Source organism: Microbacterium sp. NPDC006705, assembly GCF_044903545.1.
Classification (GTDB): domain Bacteria; phylum Actinomycetota; class Actinomycetes; order Actinomycetales; family Microbacteriaceae; genus Microbacterium; species Microbacterium plantarum.
Window position 1 is genome coordinate 65,241 of record NZ_JBJDQQ010000002.1, and the last position, 15,597, is coordinate 80,837.

14 protein-coding genes are annotated in these 15,597 nt (G+C 68.7%); 3 read left to right on the plus strand and 11 right to left on the minus strand.

Features of this window, described 5'->3' with window-relative positions; genetic code table 11:
- Positions 1–2: 2 nt before the first annotated feature.
- The gene (locus tag ACI2K6_RS10855) at positions 3–599 is read right to left on the minus strand and encodes a VanZ family protein (protein ID WP_404568617.1); all 597 of its coding nucleotides are present in this window, start codon (positions 597–599) and stop codon (positions 3–5) included.
- Between the two features lie 167 nt (positions 600–766).
- Between ACI2K6_RS10855 and ACI2K6_RS10860 the strand changes: the two genes are divergently transcribed.
- Positions 767–1,156, plus strand: a complete 390-nt coding sequence (locus tag ACI2K6_RS10860) for a hypothetical protein (protein WP_404568618.1) — start codon at positions 767–769, stop codon at positions 1,154–1,156.
- Here ACI2K6_RS10860 and ACI2K6_RS10865 read toward each other — a convergent pair.
- The 7 genes from ACI2K6_RS10865 to ACI2K6_RS10895 form a co-directional block, all read right to left on the minus strand.
- Entirely contained in the window at positions 1,137–1,604 is a 468-nt protein-coding gene (locus tag ACI2K6_RS10865; protein WP_323985971.1) for a DUF805 domain-containing protein, read from the minus strand. The genes ACI2K6_RS10860 and ACI2K6_RS10865 overlap by 20 nt on opposite strands.
- A gap of 23 nt (positions 1,605–1,627) precedes the next feature.
- Positions 1,628–1,963 carry a hypothetical protein gene (locus ACI2K6_RS10870; RefSeq protein ID WP_404568619.1) on the minus strand — a complete coding sequence of 112 codons (336 nt, stop codon included), beginning with the start codon at positions 1,961–1,963 and terminating at the stop codon, positions 1,628–1,630.
- Positions 1,964–2,106: 143 nt separating this feature from the next.
- Positions 2,107–3,420 carry a cellulase-like family protein gene (locus tag ACI2K6_RS10875; protein ID WP_404568620.1) on the minus strand — a complete coding sequence of 438 codons (1,314 nt, stop codon included), beginning with the start codon at positions 3,418–3,420 and terminating at the stop codon, positions 2,107–2,109.
- Positions 3,417–4,259 (minus strand): sugar ABC transporter permease, encoded by an 843-nt coding sequence (locus ACI2K6_RS10880; protein ID WP_404568621.1) that lies wholly within the window; start codon positions 4,257–4,259, stop codon positions 3,417–3,419. Before ACI2K6_RS10880 ends, ACI2K6_RS10875 begins: the two co-directional genes overlap by 4 nt.
- On the minus strand, positions 4,259–5,614 hold the full coding sequence (locus ACI2K6_RS10885; protein ID WP_404568622.1) for a carbohydrate ABC transporter permease: 1,356 nt from the start codon (positions 5,612–5,614) through the stop codon (positions 4,259–4,261). The genes ACI2K6_RS10880 and ACI2K6_RS10885 overlap by 1 nt, the downstream gene beginning before the upstream one ends.
- 88 nt (positions 5,615–5,702) lie before the next feature.
- Positions 5,703–6,926 (minus strand): extracellular solute-binding protein, encoded by a 1,224-nt coding sequence (locus tag ACI2K6_RS10890; protein WP_404568623.1) that lies wholly within the window; start codon positions 6,924–6,926, stop codon positions 5,703–5,705.
- Between the two features lie 187 nt (positions 6,927–7,113).
- Entirely contained in the window at positions 7,114–10,110 is a 2,997-nt protein-coding gene (locus ACI2K6_RS10895) for a DUF5107 domain-containing protein (RefSeq protein ID WP_404568624.1), read from the minus strand.
- A gap of 106 nt (positions 10,111–10,216) precedes the next feature.
- On the opposite strand from ACI2K6_RS10895, the gene ACI2K6_RS10900 reads away from it, so the two are divergent.
- Both ACI2K6_RS10900 and ACI2K6_RS10905 read left to right on the plus strand, forming a co-directional pair.
- Positions 10,217–11,125: an AraC family transcriptional regulator gene (locus ACI2K6_RS10900; RefSeq protein ID WP_323985981.1), complete on the plus strand. Its 909-nt coding sequence runs from the start codon at positions 10,217–10,219 to the stop codon at positions 11,123–11,125.
- A 74-nt stretch (positions 11,126–11,199) separates the two neighbouring features.
- The gene (locus ACI2K6_RS10905) at positions 11,200–13,473 is read left to right on the plus strand and encodes a beta-galactosidase (protein ID WP_404568625.1); all 2,274 of its coding nucleotides are present in this window, start codon (positions 11,200–11,202) and stop codon (positions 13,471–13,473) included.
- A gap of 124 nt (positions 13,474–13,597) precedes the next feature.
- On the opposite strand, the gene ACI2K6_RS10910 is transcribed toward ACI2K6_RS10905, so the two are convergent.
- The 3 genes from ACI2K6_RS10910 to ACI2K6_RS10920 all read right to left on the minus strand — a co-directional run bounded on the left by ACI2K6_RS10910 (position 13,598) and on the right by ACI2K6_RS10920 (position 15,532).
- A complete protein-coding gene (locus tag ACI2K6_RS10910; protein WP_404568626.1) occupies positions 13,598–14,194 on the minus strand; it encodes a VanZ family protein in 597 nt (198 codons plus the stop codon).
- Between the two features lie 103 nt (positions 14,195–14,297).
- Positions 14,298–15,290 (minus strand): Clp protease N-terminal domain-containing protein, encoded by a 993-nt coding sequence (locus tag ACI2K6_RS10915; protein WP_404568627.1) that lies wholly within the window; start codon positions 15,288–15,290, stop codon positions 14,298–14,300.
- The gene (locus tag ACI2K6_RS10920; RefSeq protein WP_274178602.1) at positions 15,287–15,532 is read right to left on the minus strand and encodes a helix-turn-helix domain-containing protein; all 246 of its coding nucleotides are present in this window, start codon (positions 15,530–15,532) and stop codon (positions 15,287–15,289) included. Before ACI2K6_RS10920 ends, ACI2K6_RS10915 begins: the two co-directional genes overlap by 4 nt.
- Positions 15,533–15,597 lie beyond the last annotated feature (65 nt).

Below are 15,597 nucleotides of genomic sequence, written 5' to 3' on the forward strand. Positions count from 1 at the left end.
CCTCAGGCGCGGGAGGCGACCGTCTCGCGGTCTCGCGCCCCCGCATTCCCCTGGGGGTACCAGCGGAACCGGTCGATCAAGCGCGCCAGCACGGGAACGCGCGCGAGCAGGAGCAGCAGACCGTAGCCCAGCGCACCGCCCGCGACGTTCGAGAGGAAGTCGTTGATGTCGGCGATGTGTCCGCCGGCGAAGTACGCCTGCGCCGCGAGCTGCAGCGACTCCACGGTCAGGCTCGTGATCGCCGCCGCGCCGACGACCTTCAGCCACGTAGGCCGGGCGAGCATGAGCGGAATCAGGATGCCGAGCGGAACGAAGACGAGCATGTTCATCAGCGCGTCGTCGAGCTCGTAGTCGGCGAACGGGATCAGCGCCAGGCCCGGCGTCCAGGGCACCCCCGAGTCGGGCTTGTCGAGGAAGATCGGGAAGATCGTGTTGCCCACGATGCCCGCCGCGTAGACGGCGACCGCCGCGGCCACGGCCGCACGAGGCAGCGAGAAGCTGCGCCGAGCCCACAGCACGGCCAGGAGCACGGCGAAGACCACGATGCCGAAAGGGATGACGACGGGAAGGACCGGTACTTCGGTGAAGGGATTGCTCATCGCCGTCGACGCTATCGGAACGTTCGGCGAAGGCCGGGTCGAGGTCATCCACGCCCTGAGCGGAGCGGGCATACGCGAAATCCGCCGCGTCGGCTAGGGCCTCTCGATTCTTCGGCGTCGGTGCGAGAGTTTCGTCCGGACCTCTCGCACCGACGAACGGAGCCGTCATGACGGACGCCAACACCTCACCTGCCACGGGCGACGACGCCGCAGTCGACGATGCCGACGCTCAGACCCCGACCCCGGAGGCGTCCGAGAACACCACGGGCGTCACCCGCGCCGCGTCGCGGGTCGTGCACGGTGTCGCGGATGCCGGCAAGGGCGCCATCCACAAGGTGCAGGATGCCGCGAAGGACGCGCTTCCCGATGCCGTTCCCGACGTCGCTGACAAGATCGTCGACGCGGCTGCCGGCTTCGCCACCGCCCGGATCGATCAGAACGTCACGGTCGTCGACGGCGCGCTGACGCTCACACGCCGCACCGGCAAGGCCGCGCGCATCGCCGCAGTCATCGGTGTCGTCGCCGTCGTGGCGCTCCTCATCGCCCGCCGCTCGTAACGGGATCGAACCGCGCTCCCCCGCGCTCGCCGCGCATCGAGAGCATGATCGCAAGGGCGATCCAGCCGATCAGCGGCAAGACGATCAAGAAGAACCACACGCCGCTGCGGTTCGTGTCGTGCAGGCGACGCCAGGTGACGGCGAGCATCGGCAGCAGAGTCGCCAGCGAGAAGACGAGCACGATCACGTCGGGGACGTCTTGGACCACGCGTGTGTCGATCGGCCGCCAGTCGCCTGCGGTGACACCGTTGACGACCTGCACGGCGACGGGAAACAGGACGATTACGAGCATCGGCCACCAGAACTCCGACCGGCTCGCGCGTCCGCGAAAGGTCGCGTAGTTCTGCAACCATCGCCGCAGGGCCGCGAGCGGCGGCGCGCCGATCCAGGGCTGGGCCAGCGGGGGTTCGATGAGACGGTTCGGCCGGGGTGTCGCGTCGCTCGTCATTCCCCGAGCCTAGACGGCGCTCCTCAGGGGACCTTCGGGCCTGCGGCATCCTTCGACTCGAGGAAGGCGCACAGCGCGGCTGCCGTATCGAGCTCCGCCGTGAGCGCCGAGACCTGCTCGTGCGACAGCGCGATCTCATCGGGCTGCGGCTCGAAGACCACGCGCCAGCGGGGGTCATCCGTCGTCGGCGGGCGCGTGTAGACCGTTGTCGATGCGTTGCGCAGCGGTACGACGATCAGGCCGCCGTCCTCGCCGTCCGAGCTGTCTTGGAGCGCCACCTTGATGAGGTCGCCCTCGCCGTGCCGCTCGTGGAACTCGGCGATCCACCCTTCCAGGGTCGCCCTGCTGCGAGAGGTCATACGGCGCTCTTCCTGACCGGGGAGCCGGGGTATGGTGGCTCGTTCAGGCAGAGAGTAACACTCGGGATGCCGCCGTCGTGCACGCTCGGAAACACTGCTACGCGGCCGGATGCGGTGAGCGATCGGCGACGCGAGCCGATTCCTCACACGCCCGCTGAGGCGAGGAACCCCTCGTTGCACTCGCGCTGCAGCGCGACGTCACGCCACATCGGATGATGCGGCGCCGCGTTCGAGCACACGATGGTTCCCCACGCGCCGATCCGAGCCGACTCCGCCATCGCGAGGCGGCAGAACTGCGCGCCGATCGGCCCCTCCTCGAAGTCGCCGTGCAACGGCGTGTAACCGACCCAGCCTTCGCCGAAGACGGTGGGGATGCCGCGCTCGGCGGCACGGTCGGCGGCGACGTCGAGCCAGAGACTTAGCTTCAGCACCATCTCGTGGTGGTGGACCTGGTAGCGCTCGTAGAGGAAGCGGTCGAAGGCCGCGGCGTCCACCCAGTCCATGAGGTAGATCTCAGGTTTGCCGACGATGGTCGCCTGCATCTTCCACGCCACCTCGTCGGGCAGCACCCAGCTCGTCGGCTCCGGGGCGTCCGCGCGCAGCAGGCCCGCCGCCCGCACCGCCTCGACGGGGAAGTCGTCGAGGCTCCCCCGCAGGTCGAATGCGGCGGTGATCTCGTCGAGGACGCCGTAGACGTAGGGGTGGGTGACGAGGACGTCCATCTCGCGCGGAAGCGTCCGCATCGCCGCGACGGGGACGCCGGCGTAGTTGACGGTGACCGGGTGCGCGGGGTGGCGACCGTGGAAGGCGGCGAGCCCGCGGTCGAGGCGAGGCGTCAGCGCCGCGATCGCGGCGTCGGGCTCGGTCGCGGCATCCGGCAGGCCCTCGCCGAGATAGCCCGCCTGGACCTCGTTGTGCAGCTCGGTGAACGCGATGCGATCGTCGAGTCCCTCGGCCGCGACGAAGGAGACGAGGTCGGCGAGGCTCTCGGCCAGGCGGAGCGGTCGGTCCTCGGGCGCAACCGCGATGAGCGCCTCCCACCAGGCCGGGTGGGTGGCGAAGACGGATGACTGCTGATACTCCCACGACGAGAGGATCACGAACATGTCGTGCCGCTTCAGAACCCGGAACAGCTCGAGGAGGTGTGCCCGGGCGTCGATGCGGGTGGGCGAGGCGACGTCGTACCAGCGGACGTTCTGCGCGTAGTCTCCGCCGAGCCGGTCGAGCTCGAGTGCCGACGTATCGATGTCCGTACCGAAGAGCAGGAAGGGCATCGCGCAGATGCGCACCGTGTTGTAGCCGCGGGCGACGGCGTCGGCTGCGGCCGCATCCAGGTCTTCGAACGGCTCCCCCGCGCCGGTTCGGACGTACCACGAGAAGTCCCACAGCGTGATCGTCAGTTTCTCGGGCAGATGGGCGGGGATCGGCACAGGGACGTAGGGCGCGGGCGTCGTCATTCTTTGAGGGCTCCGGTCGACAGCGAGGTGATGAGGGATTTCTGGGTGACGAGGAAGAAGATCATGAACGGGATCGCCACGATGATCGCGCCCGCCGCGAACGCGGTGAAATCGCTGTTCTTCTGCGAGACGAAGCTCACGAGGCCGAGGGCGAGGGTCTGCATCTCGGGGCTGCGCAGGACGAGCTTCGGGAAGATGAAGTCCATCCAGGGTGCCGCGAACGTGGTCACGGCGAGGAAGATCAGGATCGGCTTCGCGATGGGCATGATGATCGTCGCGAAGGTGCGCAGGTGCGAGGCGCCGTCGAGGCGGGCCGCCTCGTCGAGCCCGTGCGGGATGGTATCGAGATAGCTCTTGACCAGCCAGATGCTGTAGGGCAGGTTGCCCGCGAGGTAGACCAGAACCAGGCCCCAGAGGGTGTCCAATGCGCCGATGCGCATGAGGATCACGTAGACCGCGATCATCCCGACGAACGAGGGGAAGATCTGCAGCACGATCATGCTCGTGAGGAGGGACCCCTTGAACGTGAACGAGAAGCGGGAGAACACGTACGCCGAGAGCGAGGCGATCACGAGCGTCCCGATACAGGTGCACGCGGCGATGATGAACGAGTTCAGGAACCACTGCGGGTAGAGGGTCTGCGTGAACAGCTTCGAGAAGTTGTCGAGCGTGAACCCGTTGGCGAACGGGATGGGCGACAGCGACGCCGCCGACCGGCCCGGCGAGACGGCCGAGCTGAGGGTGAACAGAATCGGCCAGATCACCACGATCGACAGCATCACGCAGCCGATGATGACGACGGTCGTCCAGACCGCGGCGCGGACTTTATCGATGCGCATCACAGTTCTCCCTTGAAGGCCTTGGTGCGGCGGAACTGCAGGATCGCGAACGGAGCGAGCACCAGGAAGATGACGACCGCGATCACCGCGCCGTAGTTGTACTGGAGCAGTTCGATCGTGATCTTGTAGATCCAGCTGACGAGGATGTCGGTCGAGCCTGCGCCCGTGCGTGTCGTATCCGCCTCGTTGGGCCCGCCGTTGGTGAGGAAGTAGATCGCGCCGAAATTGTTGAAGTTCGCCGCGAACGACATGATCAGCAGCGGCGCCGTCTGGAAGAGGACGAGCGGGAACGTGATGAAGCGGAATCGCTGGATGCCGGTCGCGCCGTCGAGCGCGGCGGCTTCACGCACATCCTGCGGGATAGCCGTCATCGCGCTCATCGTCAGCAGCATGAAGTACGGGAACCCGCACCAGAGGTTGATCAGCACGACGGTGAATCGAGCGAGGGTCGGCTCGGTGAGCCACGGGATGGCGGTGTCGATGATGCCGAGGTCGAGCAGAAGCTTGTTCACCGAACCGAACGCCCCGTTGAGCATGTTGCGCCAGACGAGCAGTGAGACGACCGCCGGGATGGCGTACGGGAGGATGAAGATCGCCTGGAAGATCGGCTTGATGCGGAAGTTCGACTCGTTGAGGATGACGGCGAGGATCATGCCGCCGAAGAAGCACGTGGCCACGGCGAGCACCGCCCACACGAGCGTCCAGATGAAGACGCGCACGAGCGCGCCCGCCCACAGCTGGTCACCTCCGAACATCGCGGCGAAGTTGTCGAAGCCGACCCAGTCGACGGTGTTGGCCGGGGGGATGCTGTTCGGCGACGAGTAGTTGGTGAAGGCGACGAGCGCTGAGAACACCAGAGGCACGAGCACGAAGAAGAGGATCAGCACAACCATCGGCGCGAGGCCGAGCACGGGGAAGGCGCGCGTGGTGATGGCCGAGAGCTGGCGGCGCGCCGAGGTCTTCTCCCGGTTCACGCCGAGGCGGTGATCGAGCATCGCGCTGCGCACCGAGATCGCGTACACGGCGAGGAACACCGCAATCACGGCGGACGCGAGAACACCGTCGATGAGCATGAACAGCGAGTTGTCGCGTTCGCGCACCGGCAGCTCGGGCTGCGGCGTGCCGAGGGTGATCATGCCGACGACGTTGCCGATGAGGAACGGCGCGGCGACGAGGAACAGCACCTCGACCGCTGCGAATGCAGCGCCCTTGTAGCGCTGTTTCAGCACGGTCATGTGGGCGAGGCCCATGAACGCGAGCGCGAGCAGGCGCACGCGGCGGGCGTCGGGGGCGGGAGTGGCCGGAGTCTCGGGGCGCGTCGCCTCGTCAGCCGGTCGTCGCGTCAGAAGCGACATGTCGTGAACCCTTCTCCGGGCAGCGACGCTCCCGCGGCTTCGCGCGAGCGAAGGGCGGGAGCGCCGCTGCGTGGACGGTGACGAGGCGTCACTGACCTTCGATGACCGAGGTGGCCGTGGCGAGCTCGGTGTCGATGTCGGCACCGTTCCAGATGTTCTTCACCGCCGAATCCATCGCGAGCCAGAACTGGGCGGCCTCGGGGATGGACGGGCTCGGGAAGGCGTAGTTCCCCTGCTCGATCAGGCCGAGGGTGGCCTCGTTGTCGACCGGGATGTCGGCGGAGGGCACCGATCCGGTGAGGTCGTAGGCCAGCTGGAGCATCTCCGGGCTCGCGAGGAACGCGGCGAAGTCTTGTGCCGCCTCGTTGTGCTCGGAGTACGCCGAGACGTACATCGTGCGCGAGTTCGAGAACGACCCCGACGGCTCGTCCGAACCGGATGCCGCGGGCATCGTGGTCACGGCGTAGTCGAGGCCAGCATCGTCGAAGACGGGGATGTTCCAGGAGCCGGTGAGGGTCATCGCCGACTGGCCGCTTTCGAACAGGGTGTCGACCGTCGCGTCATCCAGGTCATCGGCGGCGACGTCGAGGACCTCGCGGAGCTTCACGAGCTCGGCTGCGCCCTCGGCGGTCGCCGCCGTGTCGGTGTTGGGCTGGCTGGGATCGTCGACGTTCTCGCCGAAGGGCAGGTTGTCGGGCTTGTCGAAGAGGAACGAGCCCGCGTAGTACACGACGCCCGGGTTCATCGCGAAGCCGTACTTGCCGGGGTTCTCGGCGGCGAACTGCTTCGAGAAAGCGACGACGTCGGCCCAGGTCTTCGGCGGGTCGGCGACGTACTCCTTGTTGTAGAACAGCGAGTAGGTGTCGATCGTGACCGGCACGCCCCACATCTCGTCCTCATAGGTGACGTTCTGCACGGCCCCCTCCAGCAGCTCGTCCTTGAGCTCATCGGCGCCGGCGACGGCGAGGATGTGGCCACCGGCGACGAGCTCACCGGTGGCGTTGCTCGGCGCTGCGAACACGTCGGGTCCGACGCCGGCCGGGCCATCGAGGGCGATCTGGGCGGGGGCATCGCCGAGTTCGACGTTCTTGTACTCGATGGTGACGCTCGGGTTCTGCTCCGTGTAGGCCTCGCCGGCCTGCTTGATGAAGTCCGAACGACCCTCGAGTGACTCCCAGACCACGAGAGTGACCGCGTCGCCCTCGCCGCCCGCGGAGCCCGAGCCGTTGTCGCCGGAGCATCCGGCGAGGGCGAGCGCCGAGATGGCCATGACCGCGGCGGCGACCACGGGCTTGTTCACAGGATTCTTCACGATGGTTCTCCTTTGTTCCTCGTGAGGTCCGGCGGCTCGGTGCAGGGCGCGCCGGATGATCGGGTGGTGCGTGCGACAGGACCGGGAATCGACATCGCCGGGTGTGGTGCGGTTTCGGTTCGACATCGAACCTGCGCCTCAGGCTAGGTCGGACCCGGTCCTCGAACGATGGGCGAATCGCTGGCATTCATGGACGAAACGACGCATCGTGACGGTGGTCGGATGCCGGCTCTCGGACGAAGAGCAGCAGTTCGGGAAGGCTCGTGGCGAAGTAGTCGGTGACCCCGTCGTCGTGTCGCGCGACCGGTGCCGTGTACGGGCTGCGCGCTTCGCCGAGCGTCGCGGGGGGCTCGGCCGGCGGCATCCCGAGGGCGTCGTGAACGGCGTCCCAGGCGGCGATCGCCAACCCTTCTCCGCCCTCCCAGGGATGGAACGATCGCGTGGTCAGGATCTCGTACGCCGTTTTCGCGTCACCCTCGGCGACGAGCAGCGTCACGTAGGCGATCGTCAGGTCGTCGCGTCCGAGCACGACATGCTCGAGCGGGCGCAGGCGCGCGAGACGCTCACCCGTGCTGTGCCCGAGTCGAGTCGCGAGCTGATCGCGCTCGAAGAGCAGGCGGGCATCGCCCGGCGCGGCCTCGACCGCCCGTTCGTAGAGCAGCCAGGCGCGCTCATCGTCGGCGTCGATGTTGTACGCGGCGAGGCCGGCGTTGCGCAGAAGCACGGGAGTCGCGTCGCCCAGCTCGAGGGCGCGCGCGAAGTGCGCGCTCGCTTCGGTCCGGCGATGGTGCGCGTAGAGGAGCGTGCCGAGCAGGTGATGCGCCACGGCATCGTCGGGGTCGGCCTCGAGAGCCGCCGTCAGCGCGTCGGCGGCGTCCAGACCGGCCGGGAATGCTCGGGTGAGGTCGGAGCGACGAGCGCGGGCGCGCTCGGCGGCAGCGCGCGCGGGGGCGCCGCTCGTGTCGGCGAGCTGCGCCGCCATGTACGAGGCGACGGCACAGAGGTTCGCGGCGAGCCCGGGATCAGCGTCGGCGACCCGGTCGAAGAGCGCGGCGGCCGCGTCACGTTCACCGCTGTCGCGGAGATCGAGGGCGACATCCAGCAGGATGCCGGGATCTGCCACCTCTGCGCCGTCGAGAATACGCAGCCACGCGTCGAGCGGGTCGAGCGCCCGGGCGGCGGTCAGCACCGCGGCGGCCGCATCCTCGTCGCCGGCGCGACGGAGCAGGATGACGCGCAGGGCGGCACGGCGCGCATCGTGGCCGGCGACCTGGTCGAGCTCGTCGAGCACGCGGAAAGCTGCGCGGTGCTGCGCGCGCTCCGCGAGCGACTGCGCGAGCGCGAAGCCGGCCGCAGCGGCCCAGGTGCCGTCCCAGGCGGCCTTGCCGAAGGCGCGCTCCGCCTCGCAGCGGCGCCCGAGGCGCTGCAGCACGAGGCCATGGAGATAGAAGGCCTCGGCATCCATCGGGTTCGCGTTGCGCCGGGTCAGTCGGGTCAGCGCGCGCTCGACCCGCTCGAGAGCCGCGTCGTAGCGTCCGGCCCGGTAGTCGAGGTCGGCGACTGCGAGGTTCGTGCGCACGTCTCCCGGATCGATGCGCAACGCCGCGTTCCAGTACGGCAGCGGGGAGCGGGTCGGGTGGCGGTACTGGCTGAGGTGCAGACCCGTGAGATAGAGCTCGTCGACCGAGTCGATCTGCTCGGCGAGCGGAGGCTCCTCGGCCACCCACGGCTCGTCGTCGGCGACCGCGACCGGCGCCCATCGAACGAGGAGGCGACCCGTGGCGTCGGTCAGCTCGACCCGCAGGTCGCCCGCATCCGTCTCACCGGGCGCATCGGCCGACAGCTCCGCGACGTCGCCGGGACGGAGATCGACGGTGCGCCCGGCGATGACGTCAGCGCCCGACATGATGCGCAGCGTTGCGCCACGCTGCGGTCGCGTGACGGCGACGGCGGCGCGGATGCCGGTGTCGCTGCGGTCGACGTGCACGGCGGCATCCGGGGTGGCCTGAGACGCCGGTCCGATCGCGGGGATCGGGTACCAGTACTGCGTGAAGGTCTTCGTCTCGCCCGACAGGAGCCAGCTGAAGTCGGGCTGATTGTCGGTGTAGACCCCGGCCATGAGCTCGACGTAGGGGCCGTCGTCGTCGGTCAGCTGGGCATCCCAGGCGTGGCCGAACGGCGCATCGCCCCACGTCCACTGCTTCTTGCCCGGCGAGACGCGGCGCTCGGCCCAGTGCACGAAGCCGGCGTCGGCACCGTGGTCGTATCCGCCGAAGAAGTCCTCGTTCGAGTCGACGATCATGTAAGACGTCGGCACCGGGATGTTGCGGTACCAGTCGATGCGGTCGGTCCCGGGCTCAGCTGCCGCCCGCTCGGGGTAGTCGACGCCGTAGTAGGGACGATCCGCTTCCGGGAACGCCGTCAGCGCGCGACGGGCGTGATCGGCGACGTAGCGCACGTCCTCGGGGAAGAACGATTGGTAGTCGTCGCCGACACGCGCGGCGACATTCGCCCACCAGAGGAACGTCTGCCGCTCCTTGGTCCGGTTGTGCAGCCGCACGACGAGCTCGACGACCGAGCTGTCCGGGCGCAGGCGGATGCCGTGCTGCGCCGACATCCGCGCGAAGGGGTCGTGGTCGTGACACCAGACCGTGGCCGTGCCGTCGGGGTCATGCTCGATGACGGTCTCGACGGGCAGGTAGGTCGCCGGCCGGTGGTGCTGCGGCCAGTTGAACTCGACTCCCCCGCTGATCCACGGGCCGGCGAGCCCGACGAGCGCGGGCTTGATGACGTTGTTGCGGTAGAAGAAGTCGTATCCGGTCGTCTTGTCGAACCCGATGTGGATGCGTCCGCCGAGCTCCGGGAGCACCATGACGCGCACGTACGCGTTCTCGAGGTGCACAGCCTGCCACGAACGGCGCACCGGCTCGTCGGCGACGGACTCGGTGAATGGGAGCGGGTACACGGTGCCGCGGGACCCCTGATAGACGCGTTGATCGAGGAACATCGGGTACGGGCTCGGCGTACCCGCCTCGTAGGTCAGGATCTCGACCGACTCGCTCCACGCCACCGCACGGCCGGCGGCGATGTCCGACGCGAGGTCGGCGTCGCCCTCGGGCAGCACGAGCTTCTCGGGGCCGCCGGCGGGGCGGGGATCGGACGGTGCGGGGTGATGAAGGGTCATCGCTGACCTTTCCGTTTCGGCGTGGCGGAGGGGGCGACGTCGGTGACGCCTGGGGCAACGCTATGCGCGCCGCCGCGATGGGAATATGGTGAGAACGAGGACATACATGGACGAATCAGCGAACCAGGCCCAGGATCAGCCACGCATCCGGCCGCACGACCGGATCGATGGGTTCGAGAATCAGCGCCTCGTGGTCGTTCCGCGTCCGCAGGTCGACATCGCCCTCGATCGGCCGGGAACACGTCGCCTCACGGTGACGGATGCGGGCTACTTCCCCGCCGCTGCCGGGCACCGCCGCGTCCGTGCGCACGGCGCCAGTGAGACGATCATCATCCTCTGCGTCTCCGGTTCCGGCACCGTGTCGATCGATGGACAGGAGCACGCGCTCACCCGCGGCGCCTGCGTGATCATCCCGCCGCATCGATCGCACGTCTATCAGGCTTCCCACACCGACCCATGGACGATCTGGTGGATGCACCTGCGCGGTTCAGATGTCGCGGAGCTGTCGTCCTCGATGCTCGGCGCCCCTCGCCCGCTGACGCGTCTGCGATCGGTCGACCGGGTGTCGGCGCTCTTCGACGAGATCGTCTCACTGCTGGAGCGCCGCCTCTCGCAAGCGCACCTGCTCTCGGCATCCGGTCTCGCGTGGCATCTGCTGACGCGCATCGAGGCCGACAGCGTGCTGCCGGCCGATGGCTCGCCGCTCGAGCGGGCGATGCGCTACCTCGAGGCCCGCGTGGACGGGTCGATCCAGGTCGCCGAGCTCGCCGACCTCGTGGGCATGTCACCCTCGCATCTCAGCGCGCTGTTCCGCCGGGCGACGGGCGGCGGACCGGGCGCCTTCCATACCGGCGTCAAGATGGCGCGCGCCCGCGAGCTGCTCGACACCACCGAGCTTCCGATCGCCGACGTCGCCACCGCTGTCGGCTACGCCGATCCGCTGTACTTCTCGCGTCACTTCCGCCGGGTGCACGGCGTCAACCCCACGACCTACCGCGCACAGCACAAGGGCTGACACCGCAGGAACGTCCATGTCAGCGCGCGCATTGTGCTGATGTGCACCGGCGCGGCGCCCGTATCGTCGATCGCATGCCCACGATCTCCCGCTCCACCTCCGCAGCCCCCGTCACGCGTCAGGGCGGTGCCGGCCTCGAGATCGATGCGACATCGCTCATCCGGGGCGGCGAGCGCTGGTTCCCCGTCATGGGCGAGTATCACTTCAGCCGCGATGTGCCCGAACGGTGGGAGCACGAGCTGCGCAAAATGAAGGCCGGTGGCATCGACACCGTCGCGACCTACCTCATCTGGATCCTCCACGAAGAGATCCGCGGCGAGCGCAGCTGGACGGGCCACCTCGACGTGCGCCGGTTCGTCGAGACAGCCGGACGCGTCGGGATGAACGTCGTCATGCGGATCGGCCCCTGGGCTCACGGCGAGGCCCGCAACGGCGGCTTCCCCGATTGGCTCCAGGCTCTGCCGGTGCGGCATCGCACGAACGACCCCGCCTATCTCGACCTCGTCGAGGACTGGTACGCCGATATCGAGCGTCAGTTGCGGGGACAGTTCCGATCGGATGATGCTCCCAACGCGCCGATCATCGCGGTGCAGGTCGACAACGAGCTCTACGACCAGCCCGAGCACCTCGCCACGTTGCGACGGCTCGCCGAATCGGTGGGTATGACCGCGCCGTTCTGGGTCGCCACGGGGTGGGGCGGCGCCCAGGTTCCGCAGGACGAGCTCATCTCGGTCTACGCCGGTTACTCCGACGGCTTCTGGGAGGAATCGGATGTCGAGCTGCCCGCGTTCTCGCGGATGCACTTCATCTTCAGCGACGTGCGCGACGACCTGAGCGTCGGCGCCGACGTGCGCAACGCCCCCGAGACCGACGGTCGCGACGACCATCGGTATCCGTTCATCACGTGCGAACTCGGCGGCGGCATGGCCGTCGCCTACCACCGCCGCCCCCACGTCGACTCCGCCGACATCGCCGCGCTTGCGCTGACCAAGCTGGGCAGCCGTTCGGCGTGGCAGGGCTACTACGTCTACCACGGCACGACGCAGGTCAACGGGCGGCTGAGCGGGATGCAGGAGTCGCAGGCGACGGCGTATCCGAACGACCTGCCGCGCAAGGACTACGACTTCTTCGCACCCATCGGAGCAGCGGGCACGCTTCGGCCGCACTACCACCTGCTGCGCACCCAGCACCTGTTCCTGCAGGAGTGGGGAGCGGAGTTGTTGGAACTGCCGGCTGTCTTCACCGACATCGAGGATGCCGGTGTCCGCTCGGCCGTGCGCGTCGCCGACGGCCGCGGATACGTGTTCGTGAACAACCACCAGCCCGCCGCCGCCGCGCTCCCGGCCCTGTCGAACGTGCAGCTGACACTGCCGGACGGCTCGGTGTTCCCGTCCTCGCCCATCGATCTGCCGGCCGGGGCCGCGGCGTTCTGGCCGATCGCGCAGCCCTACGGCGACGTCACGGCCCTGTCGGGCACCGTGCAGCCGATCACGCGCATCGACACCGCCGAGGGTCTCGTCGTGGTGTTCGGGACGACCGCGGGCATCGACGTCGAGCTCGACCTGCGCGTCGACGCCGGTGTTGCCGTTTCGGGCGCCCAGGAGATCGAGACGCCGCAGGGCGCACGCTGGGTGCCGACGGCGGCGCCTGGGCCCGACTGCGTCATCACGGTCGGCTCCACCCGGCTGGTCGTCCTCGACCCGGACTCGAGCGCCCGGGTCTGGGCCGGCGAGGTGGACGACCGGCGTGTCGTGGCGCTGTGGGACGGTGGGCTTATCTTCACCCGCGACGGCCTTCTTCTCGAGCGTTGGAGCGAGGCGGCCGACATCCTGACGATCCCGGCGCTCGACGGCGCCGAGCGTGCCGGTGTGTTCTCACGACTCACGCTGGCGCCCGTCGACGGCGAAGCACCGGTGGCCGTGCGGTCCGTCCGTGAGGCTTCGGGCGCCCCGGAGCTTCGACGGGGTGGCACCGCGAACCGTTTCAGCGCGCCCCTCGAAGCGGAATGGGAGCGGGCGGCCGTCTTTGAGATCGATCCGTCCGAGCTCGCCCTCGAGGAGGATGCCGCGAGCGTGCTGCGCCTCACCTGGTTCGGCGATGTTGCGCGCGCCTACATCGGCGACGAGCTCGTCGCCGACCAGTTCTGGTACGGCCGCACGTGGGAGCTCGACCTCGCAGTGCTGAAGCTTGCCGGTCGCCCGTTGCGCATCGAGATCCTGCCGTGGAACGGCGAGACGGGCTTCTTCGTCGACAGCCGGGTACGAGCCGATCGGGTTGCGGGGCGCGCGGAGATCGCGTCGGCGCAACACGTGCGCGCGCCGCGGGTTCTCGTGCCGTTCGCAGGCTGAGCGGTCGACCCGGGACTCGACGACCTCGTGATCCCGGGCGTACTCGGCGGCCGTGTTGCACTGTCGCGCCCCCATCGTCGCGGGCCCGCCAAGCCGGACGAGAAGCGTTAGGGACGGTGAGGCCTCAGCCGCGGGTGGCGGCCGTCTCGATGTCCTCGGGACGATCCTGTCGGCGCGGGTTCCAGCGAAAGAGGTCGATGAGCCGGGCGAGCGCGGGAACACGCGCGAGCAGGAGCAGCAGGCCGTAGCCGAGGGCACCGCCGGCGACGTTCGAGAGAAAGTCGTTGATGTCGGCGATGTGTCCGCCGGCGAAGAAGGCCTGCGCCGGGAGCTGCAGTGACTCCACGGTCAGGCTTGTGATCGCCGCCGCAGCGACGACCTTCAGCCAGGTCGGCCGAGCGAGCATGAGCGGGACCAGGATGCCGAGCGGCACGAAGACGAGCATGTTCATCAGCGCGTCGTCGAGCTCGTAGTCGGCGAACGGGATGAGCGCCAAACCCGGCGTCCACGGAGCGCCCGAAACGGGCTTGTCGAGAAAGATCGGGAAGATCGTGTTGCCCACGATGCCTGCGCCGTAGACGGCGACCGCCGCGGTGACAGCCGCACGGGGTGGCGAGCAGCTGCGTCGAGCCCACAACACTGTCAGGAGGATGGCGAAGACGACGATGCCGAAGGGGATGACGACAGGGAGGACCGGTACTTCGGCGAAGGAACTGCTCATCGCCCCCGACGCTACCGGTAGGTGAGGCGCAGGCTGCGCGCATCGCTGCCGTCATCCGTGTCGTCCGCCACCGCGATGCTCGTCGGTTCCCACACCCCGGCGTCTATCGGAACACGCGCCCGATCGATCCACCGATCTGCGAGATCTGCAGCCAGATCATGAAGCTGTACAAGGGTCGCATGGCCCACCGCAGCAACGGGATTCCTCGCCGCGAGCTCATGCGCTCCCACGCCGCTCGGATCACGACGCGCGTGCCGCCGGCCGCAGGCTCGAGCTCGATCCTCATCCGGCGCTTGTTCGACGTCGGCGAGTCGGGCCAGGTCGTGATCCATTCGATCGCCGTCGTGGGCTCGCTCTCGACGAGTTCGATGCGAGCGCGTCGACGCTCGGAGTTGATCCGCTGCGGCTTGCCGTTCGGTGCCGTCTCGAGCGCATACGCGGTCCAGGTGGCGCCCAGAGCTACGTCGTCGGGCAGGTCGTCGACCCGGCCGAACCCGAGGTCCCACTCCGGCATCCGGGCGGGGTCGCTGAGCAGAGCCCACACCTCCGCGACGGGTGCGGTGACGTGCGCAGCACCGGCGCCCGAGATCGAACGGCCGTTGTCGGCTGCCCGGTTCGGCGGCGCGGGATACCGCTCCGCCTGATCGAGAAGCTCGCGCACCTGCTGTGGCGTCGTGCCGAGCCGCTGGAGGATCGCTTCGATCAGTCCGCTCCCCTCCTGAACGAGCTCCCGCAGCACCGCTGCGGCGTCTCCGCGCTTCCCGCCCTTAGCCGCGCGCCGCAGCACGTCGAGAGCGCGATCGTTCCAGTCGAACTCGCCGCGCTCGTGGAAGGTGATGCGCCCCGGGCCCGACGCCGCGGCCCGCACGCCGAGCGAAGCGAGCTGATCGGCGTGCTGTTGCTCGACCGCCGCGCGCGTGCGTTCCAGGTCGACACCGAGCGCGCGCAGAACCTGACCCGCGACCTGTTCGCTGATCGTGAGGGCCAGCAGCAGGTGGTCGATGTCACCGCTCTGCTCGCCGAGACGGGATGCCTCCTCCGCCCCCGCGAGGGAGAGCTCGTACATCGTCGCGGTCGCGACCGTCAGCTTGCTCATCGGGTTCTCCTCGGGATGTCGATGGTCGGGTCGATGCGTTTGGCGTACTTCTTGTGCACGGCCTGGCGCGAGACGCCGAGTGCTTCGGCGATCTCCTGCCAGCTCATGCCGGCGCGCAGGCCTGCTTCCACCTGCGCGAGCTCGAGGCGCTCCGTGAGGGAGCGCAGCGAGGCGATGGCGCGCAGGCCCGCGCGCGGATCACGCGTGTCTGCGGCGACGCCGGCGATCTGAGTCGATTCCATGTAAGCAACCTAGGTTGCTGCCGCGGACTTGTCAACCGTGATTGCGAACTCTTGTACCGACGATC

What these genes read in the sequence shown, in the direction of transcription:
- ACI2K6_RS10875 (WP_404568620.1), bottom strand. Translation starts at nt 3,420, where the DNA reads ATGACGACGCCCGCGCCCTACGTCCCTGTGCCGATCCCCGCCCATCTG.
- ACI2K6_RS10910 (WP_404568626.1), bottom strand. Translation starts at nt 14,194, where the DNA reads ATGAGCAGTTCCTTCGCCGAAGTACCGGTCCTCCCTGTCGTCATCCCC.
- ACI2K6_RS10920 (WP_274178602.1), bottom strand. Translation starts at nt 15,532, where the DNA reads ATGGAATCGACTCAGATCGCCGGCGTCGCCGCAGACACGCGTGATCCG.
- ACI2K6_RS10905 (WP_404568625.1), top strand. Translation starts at nt 11,200, where the DNA reads ATGCCCACGATCTCCCGCTCCACCTCCGCAGCCCCCGTCACGCGTCAG.
- ACI2K6_RS10880 (WP_404568621.1), bottom strand. Translation starts at nt 4,259, where the DNA reads ATGCGCATCGATAAAGTCCGCGCCGCGGTCTGGACGACCGTCGTCATC.
- ACI2K6_RS10895 (WP_404568624.1), bottom strand. Translation starts at nt 10,110, where the DNA reads ATGACCCTTCATCACCCCGCACCGTCCGATCCCCGCCCCGCCGGCGGC.
- ACI2K6_RS10865 (WP_323985971.1), bottom strand. Translation starts at nt 1,604, where the DNA reads ATGACGAGCGACGCGACACCCCGGCCGAACCGTCTCATCGAACCCCCG.
- ACI2K6_RS10855 (WP_404568617.1), bottom strand. Translation starts at nt 599, where the DNA reads ATGAGCAATCCCTTCACCGAAGTACCGGTCCTTCCCGTCGTCATCCCT.
- ACI2K6_RS10900 (WP_323985981.1), top strand. Translation starts at nt 10,217, where the DNA reads ATGGACGAATCAGCGAACCAGGCCCAGGATCAGCCACGCATCCGGCCG.
- ACI2K6_RS10870 (WP_404568619.1), bottom strand. Translation starts at nt 1,963, where the DNA reads ATGACCTCTCGCAGCAGGGCGACCCTGGAAGGGTGGATCGCCGAGTTC.
- ACI2K6_RS10885 (WP_404568622.1), bottom strand. Translation starts at nt 5,614, where the DNA reads ATGTCGCTTCTGACGCGACGACCGGCTGACGAGGCGACGCGCCCCGAG.
- ACI2K6_RS10915 (WP_404568627.1), bottom strand. Translation starts at nt 15,290, where the DNA reads ATGAGCAAGCTGACGGTCGCGACCGCGACGATGTACGAGCTCTCCCTC.
- ACI2K6_RS10860 (WP_404568618.1), top strand. Translation starts at nt 767, where the DNA reads ATGACGGACGCCAACACCTCACCTGCCACGGGCGACGACGCCGCAGTC.